At 64.1% G+C, this 17,293-nt stretch carries 16 protein-coding genes and 1 pseudogene; 7 read left to right on the top strand and 10 right to left on the bottom strand.

Going from position 1 to position 17,293, the window contains the following annotated elements; all coding sequences use genetic code 11:
* Window positions 1-21: 21 nt before the first annotated feature.
* The 3 genes from ligD to AC5P5W_RS13010 all read right to left on the bottom strand — a co-directional run bounded on the left by ligD (window position 22) and on the right by AC5P5W_RS13010 (window position 4,001).
* Window positions 22-2,514, bottom strand: coding sequence for a DNA ligase D (gene ligD, locus AC5P5W_RS13020; protein ID WP_164077264.1), 2,493 nt, complete (start codon window positions 2,512-2,514; stop codon window positions 22-24).
* Between the two features lie 3 nt (window positions 2,515-2,517).
* Window positions 2,518-3,438, bottom strand: coding sequence for a non-homologous end joining protein Ku (gene ku, locus AC5P5W_RS13015; RefSeq protein WP_032958403.1), 921 nt, complete (start codon window positions 3,436-3,438; stop codon window positions 2,518-2,520).
* A gap of 164 nt (window positions 3,439-3,602) precedes the next feature.
* Complete coding sequence (locus AC5P5W_RS13010) at window positions 3,603-4,001, bottom strand: hypothetical protein (protein ID WP_164077265.1); 399 nt, start codon at window positions 3,999-4,001, stop codon at window positions 3,603-3,605.
* Between the two features lie 146 nt (window positions 4,002-4,147).
* Between AC5P5W_RS13010 and AC5P5W_RS13005 the strand changes: the two genes are divergently transcribed.
* Window positions 4,148-4,492 (top strand): hypothetical protein, encoded by a 345-nt coding sequence (locus AC5P5W_RS13005; protein WP_197576148.1) that lies wholly within the window; start codon window positions 4,148-4,150, stop codon window positions 4,490-4,492.
* A gap of 79 nt (window positions 4,493-4,571) precedes the next feature.
* Here the strand turns inward: AC5P5W_RS13005 and AC5P5W_RS13000 are convergent, their stop codons facing one another.
* Complete coding sequence (locus AC5P5W_RS13000; protein ID WP_197576149.1) at window positions 4,572-6,665, bottom strand: TonB-dependent receptor domain-containing protein; 2,094 nt, start codon at window positions 6,663-6,665, stop codon at window positions 4,572-4,574.
* 171 nt (window positions 6,666-6,836) lie between these two features.
* Between AC5P5W_RS13000 and AC5P5W_RS12995 the strand changes: the two genes are divergently transcribed.
* The 3 genes from AC5P5W_RS12995 to AC5P5W_RS12985 all read left to right on the top strand — a co-directional run bounded on the left by AC5P5W_RS12995 (window position 6,837) and on the right by AC5P5W_RS12985 (window position 10,134).
* Window positions 6,837-8,039, top strand: coding sequence for an amino acid aminotransferase (locus AC5P5W_RS12995; RefSeq protein ID WP_014645417.1), 1,203 nt, complete (start codon window positions 6,837-6,839; stop codon window positions 8,037-8,039).
* A 259-nt stretch (window positions 8,040-8,298) separates the two neighbouring features.
* Window positions 8,299-9,315, top strand: coding sequence for a class 1 fructose-bisphosphatase (locus AC5P5W_RS12990; RefSeq protein ID WP_197574808.1), 1,017 nt, complete (start codon window positions 8,299-8,301; stop codon window positions 9,313-9,315).
* A gap of 108 nt (window positions 9,316-9,423) precedes the next feature.
* A complete protein-coding gene (locus AC5P5W_RS12985) occupies window positions 9,424-10,134 on the top strand; it encodes a 2OG-Fe(II) oxygenase (protein WP_197574810.1) in 711 nt (236 codons plus the stop codon).
* Window positions 10,135-10,230: 96 nt separating this feature from the next.
* On the opposite strand, the gene AC5P5W_RS12980 is transcribed toward AC5P5W_RS12985, so the two are convergent.
* From AC5P5W_RS12980 to AC5P5W_RS12955, 6 genes and pseudogenes are all read right to left on the bottom strand, one after another.
* Window positions 10,231-10,749 (bottom strand): hypothetical protein, encoded by a 519-nt coding sequence (locus tag AC5P5W_RS12980; RefSeq protein WP_141098666.1) that lies wholly within the window; start codon window positions 10,747-10,749, stop codon window positions 10,231-10,233.
* A 207-nt stretch (window positions 10,750-10,956) separates the two neighbouring features.
* Complete coding sequence (locus tag AC5P5W_RS12975) at window positions 10,957-11,160, bottom strand: hypothetical protein (protein ID WP_046427592.1); 204 nt, start codon at window positions 11,158-11,160, stop codon at window positions 10,957-10,959.
* A 291-nt stretch (window positions 11,161-11,451) separates the two neighbouring features.
* A complete protein-coding gene (locus AC5P5W_RS12970; protein ID WP_041863994.1) occupies window positions 11,452-11,634 on the bottom strand; it encodes a hypothetical protein in 183 nt (60 codons plus the stop codon).
* 67 nt (window positions 11,635-11,701) lie between these two features.
* Window positions 11,702-12,307, bottom strand: coding sequence for a hypothetical protein (locus tag AC5P5W_RS12965; RefSeq protein WP_229653730.1), 606 nt, complete (start codon window positions 12,305-12,307; stop codon window positions 11,702-11,704).
* A gap of 57 nt (window positions 12,308-12,364) precedes the next feature.
* Window positions 12,365-13,219, bottom strand: a pseudogene (locus AC5P5W_RS12960) (PA0069 family radical SAM protein); the annotation flags it as partial.
* Window positions 13,220-13,339: 120 nt separating this feature from the next.
* Window positions 13,340-13,927 (bottom strand): cyclin-dependent kinase inhibitor 3 family protein, encoded by a 588-nt coding sequence (locus tag AC5P5W_RS12955; protein ID WP_012478648.1) that lies wholly within the window; start codon window positions 13,925-13,927, stop codon window positions 13,340-13,342.
* Window positions 13,928-14,348: 421 nt separating this feature from the next.
* Between AC5P5W_RS12955 and AC5P5W_RS12950 the strand changes: the two genes are divergently transcribed.
* The 3 genes from AC5P5W_RS12950 to AC5P5W_RS12940 all read left to right on the top strand — a co-directional run bounded on the left by AC5P5W_RS12950 (window position 14,349) and on the right by AC5P5W_RS12940 (window position 17,290).
* Window positions 14,349-14,717 carry a hypothetical protein gene (locus tag AC5P5W_RS12950; RefSeq protein WP_012478647.1) on the top strand — a complete coding sequence of 123 codons (369 nt, stop codon included), beginning with the start codon at window positions 14,349-14,351 and terminating at the stop codon, window positions 14,715-14,717.
* Window positions 14,718-14,807: 90 nt separating this feature from the next.
* Window positions 14,808-16,058 (top strand): TolC family protein, encoded by a 1,251-nt coding sequence (locus AC5P5W_RS12945; protein WP_012478646.1) that lies wholly within the window; start codon window positions 14,808-14,810, stop codon window positions 16,056-16,058.
* The gene (locus AC5P5W_RS12940; protein ID WP_005411786.1) at window positions 16,055-17,290 is read left to right on the top strand and encodes an efflux RND transporter periplasmic adaptor subunit; all 1,236 of its coding nucleotides are present in this window, start codon (window positions 16,055-16,057) and stop codon (window positions 17,288-17,290) included. Before AC5P5W_RS12945 ends, AC5P5W_RS12940 begins: the two co-directional genes overlap by 4 nt.
* The last annotated feature ends 3 nt before the right edge of the window (window positions 17,291-17,293 follow it).

Genomic DNA, 17,293 nt, shown 5'->3' with positions numbered 1-17,293 from the left:
CAGCCGAGCTTGGGCTCGGCTCTACAGGTCCATGCGCGGCAGCGTCTGCTCCAACTGCGCGATGCCCTGCCATGGGTCACTCTTCAGGCGTTGCGCCCTCGCCAGCGCCTTGCCCATGGGAAAGGCGTCGGCAGCACTGATACGCGCCAGTTCCTCCCAGCGCAGCGGCACTGCCACACCGGCGGAATCGCGCGCGCGCAGCGACCACGAGCACACGCTGGTGGCCCCTCGGGTGTTGCGCAACCAGTCGATGAAGATGACGCCACTGCGCTTGGCCTTGCTCATCGTCGCCACATAGCGATCAGGTTGCTCCTTTGCCATTGCCTGCGCAAAGGCCTCGCAGAACGCCTTCGCCTCGTCCCAGCCAGCCTTGGGCTGCAGCGGTACCACCACATGCAGCCCCTTGCCGCCAGACAGCCGCACGAAGCTCTCCAGGCCCACCTGCTGCAGGCGGTCACGCACATCGCGTGCACCCGATTTCACCTGTGCCCAGCTGACGCCGTTGCCAGGATCGAGATCGAATACCAGTCGATCCGGATGCTCGGTGTCTGCTACGGTCGCACCCCACGGATGCAGCTCCAGCGTGTTCATCTGCACCAGCTGCAGCAGGCCCCGTGCGTCGTCGATATAGACGTAGTCCTCGCGGCCGCTCTTCTGCTGCAGGGGCACCGCGTGCACCGCGTCGCCCAGGCCGGGGCCATGATGCTTCTGGAAGAAACAGGCCTTGCCCACCCCATCGGGGCAGCGCAGCAATGACAGCGGCCGTCCGGCAATTTCGGGCAGGATCCAGCGCGCCATGCGCCGGTAATAGTCGGCCACGTCGCCTTTGCCCAGTCCCTGACCGGGAAACACCACCCGCTCCGGATGCGTGATCTGGACCTCACCCCCGGCTTCAGCAACTGCTGTTGCGTTGCTCATTCCCAGGTCCTCCTTCTGCTTGTCGCTGCGCAGCCGCTTGAAACTGGCCTGGCGCAGCAGGCCTTCCTTGCCCCAGCCACGGAACGCCACTTCCGCCACCGTCACCGGCTTCACCCAGCGCACGCTGGCGGCGCGGAACGGCACATGCGCCGGAAGCTGCAGCACGGGCGTCTTTACTGCCAGTGGCTGCAATGCCTTGAGCAGCGCGCGCAGGTTCTCGTCGTCGAAGCCGGTACCGACGCGGCCCACATAGCGCAGACCCTCCTTGTCCGGCGTTGCCAGCAACAATGATCCGAAACCCACCCGCGAGCCCCTGGGGGCCGTGTAGCCGACAATCACGAACTCGTCGGTGTCTTCGTGCTTCACCTTCACCCAGCTGCGTGCGCGGGTGTTCACGTACGGCGCGTCCACCTGCTTGCTGACGATGCCTTCGAATCCCGCCTGGCCACTGGCATCGAACACCTGCGGGCCCTGGTCGATCACATGTTCGCTGAAGGCCAGGATGCCGGGCACCGGTCCGATGAGATCCTTCAGCAGCGCTTTGCGTTCCAGCAATGGCGCACGACTGATGTCCGCGTTGGCCACACCCGGAAGATCGAACACGATGTAGCGCAGCGGTTGCTTCGAGCTTCCATCGATCACGCGCTGCAACGCTGCGAAATCGCTGCGCCCTTCCTTGTCCAGCACCACCAGCTCACCGTCCAGGCGCGCATCGCGCACCGGCAGCGCCTGCACGGCCTGCACGACCTCGGGGAAGTCATCGGTCCAATCCAGGCCATTGCGGGAGCGGAGCTTCACCTCGCCGTCGTGCAGATCGGCCAGCAGGCGATAGCCGTCCCACTTGATCTCGTGCAGCCAACGCGCGCCGTCCGGCGCGCTGTCGCGATGATCGGTCAATTGCGGTTTGAACCCATGCGGGTAGGGCGTGTCACGTGCGCCGTCCAGTTTCAGCGCGCGCGCATGCCAGCGTGCATCGGCCTTGCGGGTAGCCGTGCGTGCGGCGGGCACAGCACGCCCTGCCTTCCCCCCAGTGCGCTTCATCACGGTGGATGCGCGCTTGGGCACGTGCGCGTCCAGCAGATCGTCTGCTTCGGCATCGCGCGCCTGCTCGTCGTCGCGCTTGATCAGCAGCCACGGCACCTGGCGTCCCTTCATTGCCGTGCGCACCAGCTTCCAGCCACCGGCCAGGCGTTGTCCATGCAGTACGAAGTCGATCTTTCCAGCTGCCAGCGCCTGCAGTGGATCGCCTTCGCAGGCCCAGGTGCCCTGATCGAACACCTCCACGTGCCCCGCGCCGTAGTGGCCTTCGGGAATGTCGCCCTCGAAGCCAGCGTAGGACAACGGGTGATCTTCCACTTCCACGGCCAGCCGCTTCTCGCCGACGCGAAGCGAAGGACCTTTCGGCACCGCCCAGCTCTTCAGCACGCCGTCCATCTCAAGGCGGAAGTCATAGTGGCGCGAACTGGCATGATGCAGCTGGATGACGAAGGTTGGCCGCCGCTGCGGATCACCGCGTGCGGGTGTGTCGTCAGGCTCCGGCGTCTGCCCTGTGCCTCCGCCAAGCCGGCGCTTGCGCCGGTACTGGTGCAGCGACATGGTTCAACCTGCCTTGCGCCGTGGTGCGGCCTTCTTCGCAGCCTTCTTCGTTGTCTTCTTTGCGGCCTTCTTCACCGTCGACTTTGCGGCTGCCTTGCGCGTTGCGGCCTTCTTCGCCGGCGTGCGCTTGTTCGCATCCAGGCTCTTCTGCAGCAACGCCATGAAGTCGACAACGTTCGTTGTCGCATCCTCGTGTGGTGCGGGCTCATCTTCCACCCGCGTGGTGCCGCCCTTGGACTTGATGCGCTTGTTCAGCACCTGCTGCAGGCGCTCGCGGAATTCATCGTGGTAGTGCGATGGGTCCCAATCGCCGGACATCGACTCGATCAACTGCTCGGCCATCGCCGTTTCCTTGCTGGTGATGCGGTAGTCGGACAGCTTGCCGGCAGGCAGCTTGTAGTCCTCGGGATCCACCAGTTCCTGCGGATAGCGCAGGATCATCAGCACCAGCGCGTCCGCATGCGGCATCACCGCACACAGGTACTCGCGCGTGCGCACCACCACCCGGGCAATGCCTACCTTGCCGGTACTGCGCAGCGTTTCGCGCAGGAGCACGTAGCCCTTTTCGGCCTTCTTGCCGGGCACCAGCAGGTACGGCTTCTCGTAGTAGCGCGGGTCGATCTGCGCTGCGTCCACGAAGGATTCCACCTCCACCGCTTCGTGGCTTTCCGGCGCCGCCGATCGGATGTCGCCTTCCTCCAGCACGACATAACTGCCCTTGTCGTACTCATAGGCTTTGACGATGTCCTTCCAGGGCACTTCCTCGCCGGTGTCGGCGTTGACCCTTTCGAAACGGATCGGCTTGCGATCGCGCGAGTCGAGCATGCGGAACTGCAGGTCAACCTTGCGTTCGCCGGACATCAGCGACACCGGCACATTGAGCAGTCCGAAGGACAGCGTACCGGTCCAGATCGGGCGGGCCATGGACGCACCTTTGATGGGGCAGGGCACCCAGCTTCGGATGGGCGGTGTAAACCACCCGTGTCGATACCGTGCACGTGGGTTCCACGCAGGTGCGGTAGTGCCGGCCGCCGGCCGGCAGAGCTCGCGGCCTCAAGTGTCCTGGGGTTGCCGGCCAGCGGCCGGCACTACTGCAGCAACGGCCTCACCGCCGCCGGCGGAATATGGTCCAGCGCGCGCCAGGCGTCCTCCACCACCGGCCGCGCCTGCGACCAGCCCAGCCGCGACTGCCCGCGCATCTGTTCCCAGTGCTCGGCCAATTCCTCGCAGGTATCGGCAGCGTCGCCGCGCGGCCAGTCGGCAGCATGGGTTGTCAACGCGAAGGCATAGACCGGGCACAGGTCACGCCAGTTGCGATGACTTTGCCCGCGACGTTCCTCGTAGTCACTGAGCATGTACTGCAGATAGTCCTGGGCCACCGCCTGCGGATCCTCATGGCGGCGCGTGCGGCGCTGCGCGGTACGTTGGCCGAGCGGATCGAGCAGGGCGTTGAACACGGACGGTGCGGGTCGTTCAAGACGGGGCATGGCCGGCTCCTGCAGCGGGGGCGGGTGGGCAGGAATACGCGCGGTGCCGTTACCAGCGGGTGAGCGAGATGTTCATGACGCCAGGTTCGCGGCGGCTTTACCTGCGTCGCGGTGTAGTGGGAACCCCAAGCGCAGGTAGCCAGACCATGAGCCGAGAGACCTCCCGCGACCCGCTGCGCGCAAACCACCCGCCCATGCCGGGCGAGCAGCGCGGCAAACGCGATGCCGACAACGCCGACTACCGCGGCACCGGCGCACCGTTCTTCGATGCCGAGCACGGGAGCGACCATCTGCCGGTGAAGCACGAGGCTGAACAGGCGGCGCAGGACCGCAAGGATGGCGGTGACCGCCATCGCGGTGGCCAGGAAAGCCCGCTCAAGCGCCGCGAACGCAAGCAGCGCGCCAGCGACAACCAGGACGAAGCGCTGGAGGAGACCTTCCCGGCCAGCGACCCGACATCGCCGTTCGTGCCAGCCAAGGCCCCCGACTGACGGGTAGTGCCGGCCGCTGGCCGGCAACCTCCTGACGTCCTGCACGGCGCGATGCCGGCCAGCGGCCGGCACTACCCCTTCAACGCCACGACCATTGCAGGCCGACGTTGGCCCGCCGTGCCGGTCCCGGTTCGTAGAAGCGCCCGTTGCCATCGTTGACGATCACCGAGCCTATGTAGGCCTGGTCCAGCACGTTCTCCATCCGGGCGAAGGCGCGCAGCTCGCCACCCGGCAGGGCCCAGCGACGGCCGCCTTCCAGATGCAGCAGGGCGAAGCCGGGCGCGCGTTCGGTCGCCACGTCGTTGACTACGGTATCACTGCTGGCGGAGGCCTCCAGCGCCCAATGCCACTGGCCGGGCGACCATTGCAGCCGGGCAAAGGCCTGCTGGCGCGGTACCCCGGGCAGGCGGCTGCCGGCGGCAACCAGGGTGTTGGAGGTGAGGTACGGCGAACGCGCCTGCGCCTGCAGCCAGGTCCACGCCAGCTGCAGCTCCAGCTGCTCGGCCAGCGGCTGGCGATACTGCAGTTCCACACCCTGGCGGCGGGTGCGGCCGATGTTGCGATACGTGCTGCGACCGCCGATATTGCTGGCAACTGCCAGCTCATCGTCGGTATCTGCACGGAACAGGCTGACATCGAACTGGGTTCCATCCTGTGCGTGCCACTTGCTGCCTAGCTCCAGGCTGCGGCTGCGGGCGGCCGCCAGATCCAGCGCCAGACCCGCCTGACCATCGGCGCGATACCCCAGCTCGTTGAAGGTGGGGGTCTCGAATCCACGCCCCACGGCGGCATGCAGGCGCCACTGCGGGCTGGCCTCGAAGCTGACGCCTGCCACCGGCGTGGTCGCCTGGTAGCGCCGGTGGCCACTGTCATCCGGGTTGCGGGTGGTGATGTAGCGATCGTCCGAGTCGAAACGCACCGCGCTGTGGCGCACCCCGGCCAGCAGCGACCAGCGCGGACTCCATTGCCACCAGGCTTGGGCGAACTGGTCCACGTTCTGCACGGTATCGATCTGGTCACGGCGCAGGCGCCCGCGCACCCCGAGGGCGCTGCTCACGAAGTTCTCGTAGCCGGTGCGGTGCTGGCGCTGGCGGTCGGCGCTGAGCCCGGCCACCAGGTCCAGCGGCCGGCCGGCCAGATCGCCGTGCCAGCCCCAGCGCGCGTCCAGCCCGCCATACCCGCCCTGCAGATCGATCACGCCGCCGGCATGCAGCGGGCTGTTGGTCTGGGGTGCCGGCGGAATCGGCAGGTATTGGGTCACCGTGCGTTGGCCGGCATAGCCCATCAATTGCCAGCGCTGTGCCCCGGTCTCCCGGGTCCAGCGCAGGCCAGCCTGCTGCTGGCGCACCGATTTGCGGGTGTTGTACTGGTGCGCGACTGCCGTGGCCTGGCGCGGATCAGCCGCCACCTGGGCACGGCTCAGGCCCAGCGGATCCTGCGCATCGGGGGCATCCAGCGCATTGAGCAGCAGCTCCAGCCGCCCACCGCCCAGATCACCACCAATGCGTGCGTTGAGCGATTCGCGGCGCGCACGGCTGTGGTCCCGCCAGCCATCGGTGCGGAAGTGGTTGGCCGCGATGTTGTAGTCCAGCGCTGGGCCGGCACCCTTGAGCTGTGCGCCGACACTGAGCGTGTTGTCGGCGCCGGCATTCACGCGCAACCGCCACGGGTCACCGGCCTGGCCCTGCGCGCTCCAGACCTGCAGCACGCCACCGGAGGAATTGCCGTACAGCGCCGAGAACGGCCCGCGCAGCACCTCGATGCGCTCGGCGCCCAACAGGCTGGCATGCGACAGCTGGCCCTGGCCGTCAGGCATGGTGGCCGGCACGCCGTCGATCAGCACCCGCACCCCGCGCACGCCGAAGGTCGAGCGTGCGCCGAAGCCACGAATCGACAGCTGCGTGTCCTGGGCGAAGTTCTGCCGGTCACGTGCCAGCAGTCCGGGGACCCCGGCCAAGGCCTCAGACAGCTGCGCACCGGTGCCCGCGCGGCTGGCGTCGATCCAGACCGTGTCCTGGCTGGCCGGCAGCGCGAACGGATCGATGCCCGGCACCCGGGCGGCCTGTACCTGCACCGCAGGCAGGGCGGTGGGCGCAGGCTCGGCCACCGCCGTCCAAGGCGACAGCAGCAGGGCGGACAGCGGCAGGCAACGGCGTCGTGCGGCGGGATTCATGATTCAGGTTGATGGATCGGGCGGCAACGCACGCCATGGTACGGGGCCGCGGATGACGATGGCGGCGGCCAGCCCCGGCAGGCTTTGTTACGATGGGCTGTTTCCGGCCGAAAAGCCGCGGACCGCGTAGCGCACTTCCTCCCCCTTTCCGTCTACCGAACGAGTACCGCCGTGTCCTTCTTTGCAAACGTGGAACTGGTCCCAGGCGACCCGATCCTGGGCCTGACCGAGGCGTACAACGCCGACAGCCGCCCGACCAAGGTCAACCTGGGTGTGGGCATCTACTACGACGAGAGCGGCCGCATTCCGCTGCTGCGCGCCGTCAAGCAGATCGAGCAGCAGCTCGCCGCTGAAGCCAAACCGCGCGGCTACCTGCCGATCGATGGCCTGCCGGCGTACACGCAGGCGACGCGTGAGCTGGTGTTCGGCAAGGATTCGCCGCTGCTGGCCGCCGGCCGCGTGACCACCGCGCAGACCGTTGGTGGCAGCGGTGCGCTGCGCGTCGGCGCCGACGTGCTGAAGAAGCTGCTGCCGCACGCCACCGTTGCGCTGAGCAACCCGAGCTGGGAAAACCACCGTGCGGTGTTCAGCGCCGCCGGTTTCGAGGTGCTGGATTACACCTACTTCGACCCGGGCACCCATGGCGTCGATTTCGACGGCATGCTGGCCGACCTGGGCAAGCTGGAAGCCGGCACCGTGGTGCTGCTGCACGCCTGCTGCCACAACCCCACCGGCGCTGACCTCACGGTCACCCAGTGGAAGCAGGTCGCGCAACTGCTGAAGGACAAGCAGCTGTTCCCCTTCATCGACATGGCCTACCAGGGCTTCGACAAGGGCATCGAGCAGGACGGCGCAGCGGTGCGCATCATCGCCGAAGCCGGCATCGACAGCTTCATCGTCGCCAACTCGTACTCCAAGTCGTTCTCGCTGTATGGTGAGCGCGTGGGTGCGCTGTCGATGGTGGCGCCGACCGCCGCTGACGCCAAGGCCGTGCAATCGCAGGTCAAGCGCGTGATCCGCACCATCTACTCCAGCCCATCCACCCACGGCGCTGCACTGGTGGCCGGCGTGCTGACCAACCCGGAACTGCGTGCGATGTGGGAGCAGGAGCTGACCGAGATGCGCGAGCGCATCCACGCCCTGCGCCACGGCCTGGTCGAGAAGCTGGCCGCTGCCGGTGCACCGCAGTTCGGTTTCATCAACGAGCAGGCCGGCATGTTCTCCTACTCCGGCCTGAGCCGTGAGCAGGTCGAGCGCCTGCGCGACGAGTTCGGCATCTACGCCGTCGGCACCGGCCGTATCTGCGTGGCCGCGCTGAACCAGAACAACCTGGAATACGTCGCCAAGGCCGTGGCCACCGTCGCCAAGGGCTGAAGCAACGCTCCAGTAGCTTGAGGACAAAGGCGCCGAAAGGCGCCTTTGTTTTTTGCGCCCTGGTCTCTGTAGAGCCGAGCCTACGCTCGGCTTGTGCGGCATGAAGGACGAAGAGCAGCCGAGCGCGGGCTCGGCTCTACAGAAGGAAGGCGCCACGAGCGCAACGCATCTGGAAACGATTACGCCTTCCCGCGCTCACGCACGCCCCCGCCAGACGGGCGACAATAGGCGTTTTCCCGCTGCCGAGACCTGCCCGCTCATGTCCCGTACTTCGTTGACCCGCTTCCTGATCCAGGAACAGCACGCCGGCCTCATCAATGCCGACCTGCGCCAGCTGATCGCGGTCGTCGCCCGCGCCTGCACCAGCATCTCCATCGCCGTCAGCAAGGGCGCCCTCGGTGGCGTGCTCGGCGACGCCGGTACCGGCAACGTGCAGGGTGAAGCGCAGAAGAAGCTCGACGTCATCAGCAACGAGATCCTGCTCGAAGCCAACGCCTGGGGTGGCCACCTCGCCGCCTGCGCCTCGGAGGAAATGGACCACAGCCAGCCGGTGCCGGACATCTATCCCCGCGGTGATTTCCTGCTGCTGTTCGATCCCCTCGATGGCAGCTCCAACATCGACGTCAACGTCTCCGTCGGCACCATCTTCTCCGTGCTGCGCTGCCCGACCAATGTCGAGCTGCCGGGCGACGACGCCTTCCTGCAGCCGGGCAGCAAGCAGATCGCCGCCGGCTACTGCATCTACGGGCCCAGCACCCAGCTGGTGCTGACCGTCGGCCATGGCACCCACGCCTTCACCCTGGACCGCGAGAAGGGCGAGTTCGTGCTGACCACCGAGAACATGCAGATCCCGGCGGCCACCCAGGAATTCGCGATCAACATGTCCAACCAGCGCCACTGGGAAGCGCCGATGCAGGCCTACGTCGGCGACCTGCTGGCGGGCAAGGAAGGCGTACGCGGCAAGAACTTCAACATGCGCTGGATCGCCAGCATGGTGGCCGACGTGCATCGCATCCTGACCCGCGGCGGCATCTTCATCTACCCGTGGGACAAGAAGGACCCGTCCAAGGCCGGCAAGCTGCGCCTGATGTACGAAGCCAACCCGATGGGCCTGCTGGTCGAGCAGGCCGGCGGTGCCGCCTGGACCGGCCGCGAGCGCATCCTCGACATCCAGCCCGACCAGCTGCACCAGCGCGTGCCGGTGTTCCTCGGTTCGCGCGAGGAAGTGGCCGAGGCCGTGCGCTACCACCACGCACACGACGACGCACAGGGCTGACAACCGATCGCCTGACGGCGGTCATGGCAGATCGATGACATGACCGTGGGGTGACACCGAGGGCGGCAAACGGCACCATCAAGCCGTTGCCGCCTAAGGAATGCACGCATGCACGAGCAGGGCCCGGTCGATTTCATCGAAGTCATCCACAACGCCGTCCCCAGCGAGGTCTGTGCGGCGATCGTCGAGCGCATGCGTGCGACGCGTGGCCTGCTGCCCGGTGCGGTGGGCAGTGGCGTGTTCCCGGAACTCAAGCACAGCAAGGATCTGCGCATCAGTGGCCTGGACGGCTGGCAGGATGTTGATCAGCAGCTGCAGATTGCGGTGTTCAACGGCCTGCTGACTTATCTACGCCGTTATCCACAGGCGTTGATCGCCCCACTGATGTTGCAGATCCAGGACAGCAACGGCCAACCGCGACGCCTGTCTGCCGAGGACTTCCCCGACATGCCGCAGCAGCAGCTGGCCGACCTGGCCCGCACCTGCCTGCGCCCGGGTGCGATCAACCTGCAGTGGTATGCGGCGGGCGAGGGCGGCTACCCGTACTGGCACTGCGAGCTGTACCCGAAGGATGCGCAGGCCGAGACCCTGCACCGGCATGTGCTGTGGACGCTGTACCTCAACGACGAATTCGAAGAGGGCGAAACCGAGTTCATGTTCCAGGGCCGCAAGATCGCGCCACGTACCGGCAGCCTGTTGATCGCCCCGACGGCGTTCACCCACACCCATCGCGGGAATCGGCCACAGGGCGGCGACAAGTTCATCGCGACCAGTTGGATCCTGTTCCAGAGTGCGCAGCAGTTGTTTGGAGGAGGGTGAAGCAAACTGGTCACTCGATGTTCTCAGCATCTTGTCCGGATCAAGAAGCGGGCCCCCGAGATCCTGTGCTGTCGTGCGGGCAGTTGGTGCTATCTCCTAAGGCAATCCGCTACTCGGGCTGCCCTCGCTGATAAGAGAATCTCCAGGGGCGTGCACGCCTTCCCAGGCGCCCACCTGACCCAGCGGTCTCCGGATGGCATTCAGTTCATAGCTGAGCTCGCGCATCTTGCAGTGGTCCTTCCAGCCCGCGGGGCTATCGAGATCAAAGCGCGCGTTGATGCGAAGCTGCATCAGATCATTGGATTTCCTGAGGATTTCGACGCTGCCTGAAACGGCCTTTCCGTAGCATCCAGTGCTGCCAGGTCTCAGGCTAAGGCCAGTGCTGTAGAACGCCCTGATATCACCCTCCGTCAAACTGAAGACATCGCCCTCCGCCAGATTCGGGGGAAGGATCAATGTCAGCTTCCTGTATCTTTCATTCTCAATCTTGGTCGCTGTGTACTCGCGCAATGCCACTACGACATTGTCGCCATCAACAATCCGATGGCACGCAAGTGAAATTTCCCTGTAGTCAGACCTTTCGCAGCCGGTCACATCAGAGTTGGCGTTAGACACGTAGAAGGCGCTGATCTTATGGCTACCAGGAAGCAGCGACGTGCACGCGCTGCAGCTCAAGCCTAGAACAAGCGCAATCAACAATCTCGTTCGCACAGTCGCGCTCCCCAGAAACATCTACTTGTACGGTGCGAATTTTTTATATCGCTCGCGTCGTAACCACGGCGGTCGACACCGACCAGCTCGCCCGGAACCACCGGCTCAGAATCAGGGTCTCGGCTTCCTACCTGGCCTGATCAAGGTCTTGTGCATGACCCAGGCGATCCAGCCGCAGACCAATCCGATCCCCGCGACAATGATTTCCTCTTCCTCGAAGGCAGTTCCATTTAGCCCTTGATAGGCGACGAACGCGATTGCTCTCAATGACAGCAAAGCAAATAAACCAACAGGTACCCAAAGTAGAATCTTCATCACTCTCCAAATCGCGATCGCACAAACCAGTGCTGGACGACTGGCAATCCTGGATCTCTTTTCCTGCTTTTTCGCGGTGCCATAAGTTCCTCGCACAGTCGCCTTACCGCGGATGATGTACCCAGTGCCTTGAATCCGCCGCGAGCGGTCGTCCAGTCAGAAATGATTCTGACTGCCTTGGCTCTGTGATGCCCCAGCAGAGCTCCGCCACTCTTCAAGGCTGCCATGCCAGGACCTCCAGTCAATGCTTTCTCAGCAATGGACCCGGACCACGGTCGAACGAACTCACCTCTACCGAGGGCGGCGGCGATAGAGAATCCCTCCCGCCATCAGACCAAAGAGGGCGACGCCGAAGCCCACGAGTTCTTCGTTCCCAAGCGCGTTTCCTGACATCAGCTTGGCAGTCGTCAGCAGAAGAAAGTTCAGTGGAAGCATCCAAAGGAACGCGATGCCGAGCCGGTGGATGATCTTCATTTCAGTTATCGCATTGTTCCAGATACATCGAAATAAGCCAGTATTGGGTAAAGGTTGATCCGCTCGATTATCTGGCAGGTCCAAAGGATCCCAAGAGGTTGCCGTTGCCGCCTTGCCAGGCACTGAGCTTCTCGACGGGGATCTCCTCGAGTTGACAGGTGAACTGGAGATAGAAGGAACGGTCCTCCTTTCGATAGCTGTTCCACCCAACAGCCGTCACTTTGACTTCGATCCGACTGTCGCCCTTGTGCGGCCGATGTAGTTCGATATCCGCTGAATCGGACAACCAGTAGTCTCCCTTGTGCGCGAAGCCCGCGCTGCCACTGCTCAGGCGTGCGCCGAGCACGGCCGGAATCCCTTCAGAGGACGGAGTGTATCCAGACAGGGTGCCGGTGACCTTGGTGAACTCTTGGGAATCCATCACGCCCGGTGATTCCGAGAACAGGCGAAGCAGAAGAAGGGTGTCGGTGCCCTTGCTGACCACCTGACCTGCATTTGCTGTCCACAAACGTTGTTCGAACTCGTCCAGGCCAGCCGGCATTTCAGTGACGACCGCGGCCTGCGGAACGACGATGCATTCGTGCAGGGCGCGGGCCTGGACTTGCAGGGTCGCAAGGCAGAGAAGAAGACCACTGGCACGGAAGCAGTGACTGCATTTCATCGTGTACAACACCAGGCGATGCGGCAGGGTGTGGATTGTTACCGGTGGATCGCGCTGCGGTCCAGAGCCCTAGAACAGACTGCCCTGCGGCGACTCCTTCTTCGGCGGCAGCGGCTTCTGGAACCGGCTGCAATCCAGCTTCGGCCAATGGCTGTTCTGTGCATTGAAGCCCAGACGCTTGCGTGCCAGCTTGAAGCGGTTGTTCAACAGATCGGCATACACGCCCTGGCCACGCACACGCGTGCCGAACTGGCTGTCGTAGTCCTTGCCACCGCGCAGCTGCTGGATGGTGCTCATCACGTGCGCAGCGCGATCGGGATGGTGCGTATCCAGCCAGTCGCGGAACAGCGGTGCCACTTCCAGCGGCAGGCGCAGCAGCACGTAACCGGCGGTGCTCGCACCTGCGCCGTGCGCAGCCTCCAGCACGGCTTCCAGCTCGCTGTCGTTGATCCAGGGAATCACCGGTGCCACCATCACACCGACCGGAATGCCGGCGTCATGCAGGCGCTTCATCGCGCGCAGCCGTGCATGTGGCGCTGATGCACGCGGTTCCAGCTTCGCGGAAAGATGCGGGTCCAGCGAGGTCACCGAGAAGTGCACGCTGACCAGGTTCTCCGCGGCCAGCGGCGCGAGCAGATCGATGTCGCGCTCGACCAGCGCGTTCTTGGTGATCAGCGAGAACGGATGCCTGGTCTCCAGCATCACTTCAATCAGCTGGCGGGTCAGCTTGAACTTGCGTTCGATCGGCTGGTACGCATCGGTGTTGATGCCCAGTGCGATCGGCTGCGGCACATAGCCCGGTTTCGACAGTTCCTTGCGCAGCAGCTGCGGCGCATTGGTCTTGGCGAACAGCTTGGTCTCGAAGTCCAGCCCCGGCGACAGGTTCAGATAGGCATGCGAAGGGCGGGCGAAGCAGTACGAGCAGCAACACTATATGTGTTCGAGGAAAAGTGTTCAGCACTGCGTCCCCTACGGCGGCTTCCCTACAGACTACCTGCGGAGTTCCGTCCTCTTGTATTCCAGCCCAAGGCGGTAAAGGGTAGGTTAGCCGGGCATTGCGACTACCCCCAGACTTGAGGCTCTGCGAGCAGGCCAATTCAGGATGAATTCTTCCTGCTCCGCAGTCTCCACTGCACCAGGGCGCACCGAGCGCACCTTAGCGATCGCATCGATGCCGTCTGGAGCGCAGCCCGTGTCAATGAGAAGCATCGACGCCACGGTCCCCGCTCGCCCTAGGCCTCCTTTGCAGTGCACCACGATCCTGCTTCCGGACAAGAGCTCGGCTGCGAACTGGGGTCCTGTGGATTGCCATGGCAGAAGCAGCCGTGCATCAGGAGCCGCACCATCCTTAATCGGTAGGCCGTGCCACATCAAGCCATGCGCTTTGGCACGCTCTGCCAAGGAGGTAATTCGTAGCTCTTCGAACTCCCACGGCTCAATCAACGTGATCAGATGCTGTGCTCCCCACGCGACTATCGACGCCAGATCGATATCCAAGTCTCGGGCCCAAGACCCCGTCATTGCGACGTCCTGATATTTTCCCGGTGCAAAGGTAACGCCGATCGCACCGCCATTCACGCCGATAGGCAGCGTCGCAATCTGCAGTGGATGAGAATTACTTGTTCTGCTCACCTGCGCTCTCCGAAATCAATGGCCCTGTTGGGCGAGAAGCGAACGCTGCGCCCTTTTAACCTGAAAGTCCAACGGTGAGCCTAGTGGTACGGATATGGTCTTACTGAATCCCATAAGCAGCGCAGAATCGCCCAACGCCTGAGAGAGGGGCCAGGCCCCATTCGACGTTGGAACGAGCCTGGAGGACGCGGTTCCAGAGAGCAGTGAGGCCCAGTTCCAGCCTCTGGCCGGCACCATCCTTACTGGGCGGCCGCTATCGGCCAGAAGCGGCAGCAGGCGCGGCGATACCTGAGGCAATGCGATCTGATCGGAGTGGGCTTAAGCGACGCCCTCCCTCGAGCGCCAAGCCATAACTGGATCAGGGGGGGCTCCAACTCAGGGCTCTCGACAACTCAGCTTGACTGCCTCTATTCTTCCTTTCATGTCCGCCTTCTCGGCCCGCCACCGTCGACTCATCCGGTTCAGCCTTTTCGTGCTGATGCTGTTGAGCGTCGTTGTTCGGCCGATCGTGATCCAACAGGGCGAGCTCCATACTGCCGAGCACGACATCGCTGCAACGGCAGAGCACGGGCACTCACACGGTCCTGGAACTGGCGACAACGTAGATCCGAAGCATGCATCGGGCGTGCACAGCGTCCTTCACCAGGCCGATGTGAGCTTTGCCGGCATGCTGGTGTCTTCGAATCTGAACCTAGCAACTGTTCCGCCGGCATCTTTACTGCCCGGCCTGCACTCCGTCGATGAGCCCTCTGGTCATCGCGGCTCGCCATTCAGACCTCCGATCGTCTGACGACACCTGCCGCGCTGTAGCGGCCTGAGCGCGCTGTCCACCCAATGTTGGCCGGCAGCGCGTCGTCATGACCATCGTCGGAGATTTTCCGTGAAATTACGTAGTTTGTGGGCGCTCGCCATAGCCGGCGCCTACGGTGTGGCCGTGCCTGGCCATGCCGCTGAAGTGCTGCGCTTGGAGGATGTGGTCGCCCGCGCCCTCGGCACCCATCCCAGCGTCCAGGCAGACACCGCTCGACTGGAAGCTGTCAGAAGCCGGGCGGGCCGGGAGGCATTGCCTACGCCGCTCGTGCTGGGCGGCGAGCTTGAAAACGTGGCTGGCTCAGGCGGCCTGAGCGGCCTAGACGCCGCCGAATCCACCTTCCGCATCTCCAAGGTTCTAGAACTGGGTGGGAAGCGGGCTGCGCGCCAAGCGCTCGGCGGCGCCGAGGTGGACGCTGCCCGAAGCGAAGCGGACGTCACCCGTATCGCTATCGCAACTTTGGCCGCAGGGCGTTTCGTCGACGTGCTGGCCGCCCAGGAGCATGTCGAGCACGCCGAAGAGCGCATCAAAATGGCCAGCGCCATGCGCCGTGAAGTGGCCCGTTGGGTCGCGGCCGCCCGCAATCCCGACTCGGACCTGAGATCCGCCGAGATCGCCCTGCTCGATGCCGAGCTGAAGCGGGAGCAGGCATTGCAGGCTCTGGAAAGCGCGCGAATGTCGCTGGCTGCCACGTGGGGGGCGCCAAGTCCGGATTTCGGCTCGGTTGCAGGGGATACCGCGGTCCTTCCCCCTCTGGATGATTTTGATGATCTGAGCCGGCGCCTCGCCACGACACCACAACAGCGCGCCTTGGACGCTCAAGCCGGAGTTATAGATGCAAGGAGGGAGATCGCCCGCGCTAGCGCCAAGCCGGATGTCAGCGTTGGCCTCGGCATCCGCCGACTGGAAGCCACCAAGGACAGCGGCCTGGTGATGTCCGTCTCCGTCCCGTTGGGGAGCCGTCGGCGATCGGACTTCTCCGTGGCTGAAGCGGACTACGAACTCACCTCTCTCAAATACCGGCGCCAGGCGCAGATGCTGGAAATGCGTCAGGAGCTGTTTGGCATCTACCAACAGCTCAAGCAAGCGCAATCGGAAGTGGAGTCAGTGCGCCAGCGTCAGTTGCCAAAGGCCCAGCAGGCCTTTGATCAGAGCCGCAGGGGCTTTGAGGAAGGACGCTTCTCCTTCCTGGTACTCAGCCAGGCTCAGCAAAGGCTCTTCGATCTTCGCGAACGGGAAGTCGAAGCCGCCGCGCGCTATCTCCGTCTCCTGGTCGAGGCCGACCGCCTCACCGCTTCTGCCTTGGACATTCGCCCATGAACCGATACGTATTCCTGATCCTGCTTCCAATTGCCCTGGCTGCGTGCGGTGGCAACGAATCGTCGCAACGAGCAAAGCCAGAGGACACTGCTGCGACCGCAGGCGACTATGAGCGAGGGCCGCATCGCGGTCGCATGCTTCGCGACGGCGACTTCGCCCTTGAAGTAACTGTTTACGAAACCAATACCCCGCCTCATTTCCGGCTGTATGCCTATCGCAACGACAAACCGCTGGCACCTGGAGAAGTCAAAGCGACGATACAACTCAAGCGTCTGGACGGCGAAGTCAACAACTTCAGCTTTATTCCAGAGAAGGACTACCTGGTCGGCAGCGGGGAGGTGGTCGAGCCGCATTCCTTTGATGTCAAAGCCGATGCGGTGGTGGGTGGAAAGAACTACGCCTGGTCTTACGCCTCCTATGAAGGGCGCACCACGATAGATCCGAAAGCCGCTGCCGACGCAGGTGTCGTGGTCGAGTCCGCCGAACCGGGGACCATCCGGGACACCGTTTCCCTCATGGGCAACGTCGCGGTCGACACCGGCCGATTTGCTGCGGTCAAGGCACGCTTCCCTGGCGTGGTCCGCAGTGTGGCGGTCGAGATGGGACAACGCGTCTCGGCTGGTCAGACGTTGGCCACAGTCGAGGGCAATGACAGCATGCGGACCTACTCCGTCACGGCACCTTTCAGTGGAGTCGTACTCGCGCGCAGCACGTCGGTAGGCGATGTCGCTGCCGACAACACGCTGTTTGAAATTGCCGACCTTTCGGAGGTCTGGGTGGACCTGCGTGCGCTGGGAAGCGATGCCGAGCGACTGTCGCCAGGCCAGATGGTGACCATTCGCTCGGCAACAGGCGGTTTGGAAGCAACGGGAAAGCTGCAGGGCATCCTTCCGTTGGCCAGCGCTGGCCAGACCGTGGTGGCACGTGTGGCCCTTACCAACAGCGAGGGCAGGTGGCGACCAGGAATGGCCGTATCCGCCGAAGTCGTCATCGCGGAAACGGAGGTTCCATTAACAGTAAAGGAATCGGGCCTGCAGCGTTTTCGGGACTTCACCGTGGTATTCGCCCAAGTGGGCAACAGCTATGAGGTGCGGATGCTTGAACTGGGTAGGCGCGATGGCGATCGCGTGGAGGTACTGAAAGGGCTTAAGCCGGGAACCCGGTACGTTTCCGAGCAGAGCTACCTGATTCGTGCCGACATCGAAAAGTCCGGCGCAAGCCACGACCACTAAGGA

Source organism: Stenotrophomonas sp. YJH_SMC_123 (assembly GCF_059368215.1).
Note: the sequence above shows the minus strand (reverse complement) of the source record. Positions and strands in the feature narration are given on the sequence as shown.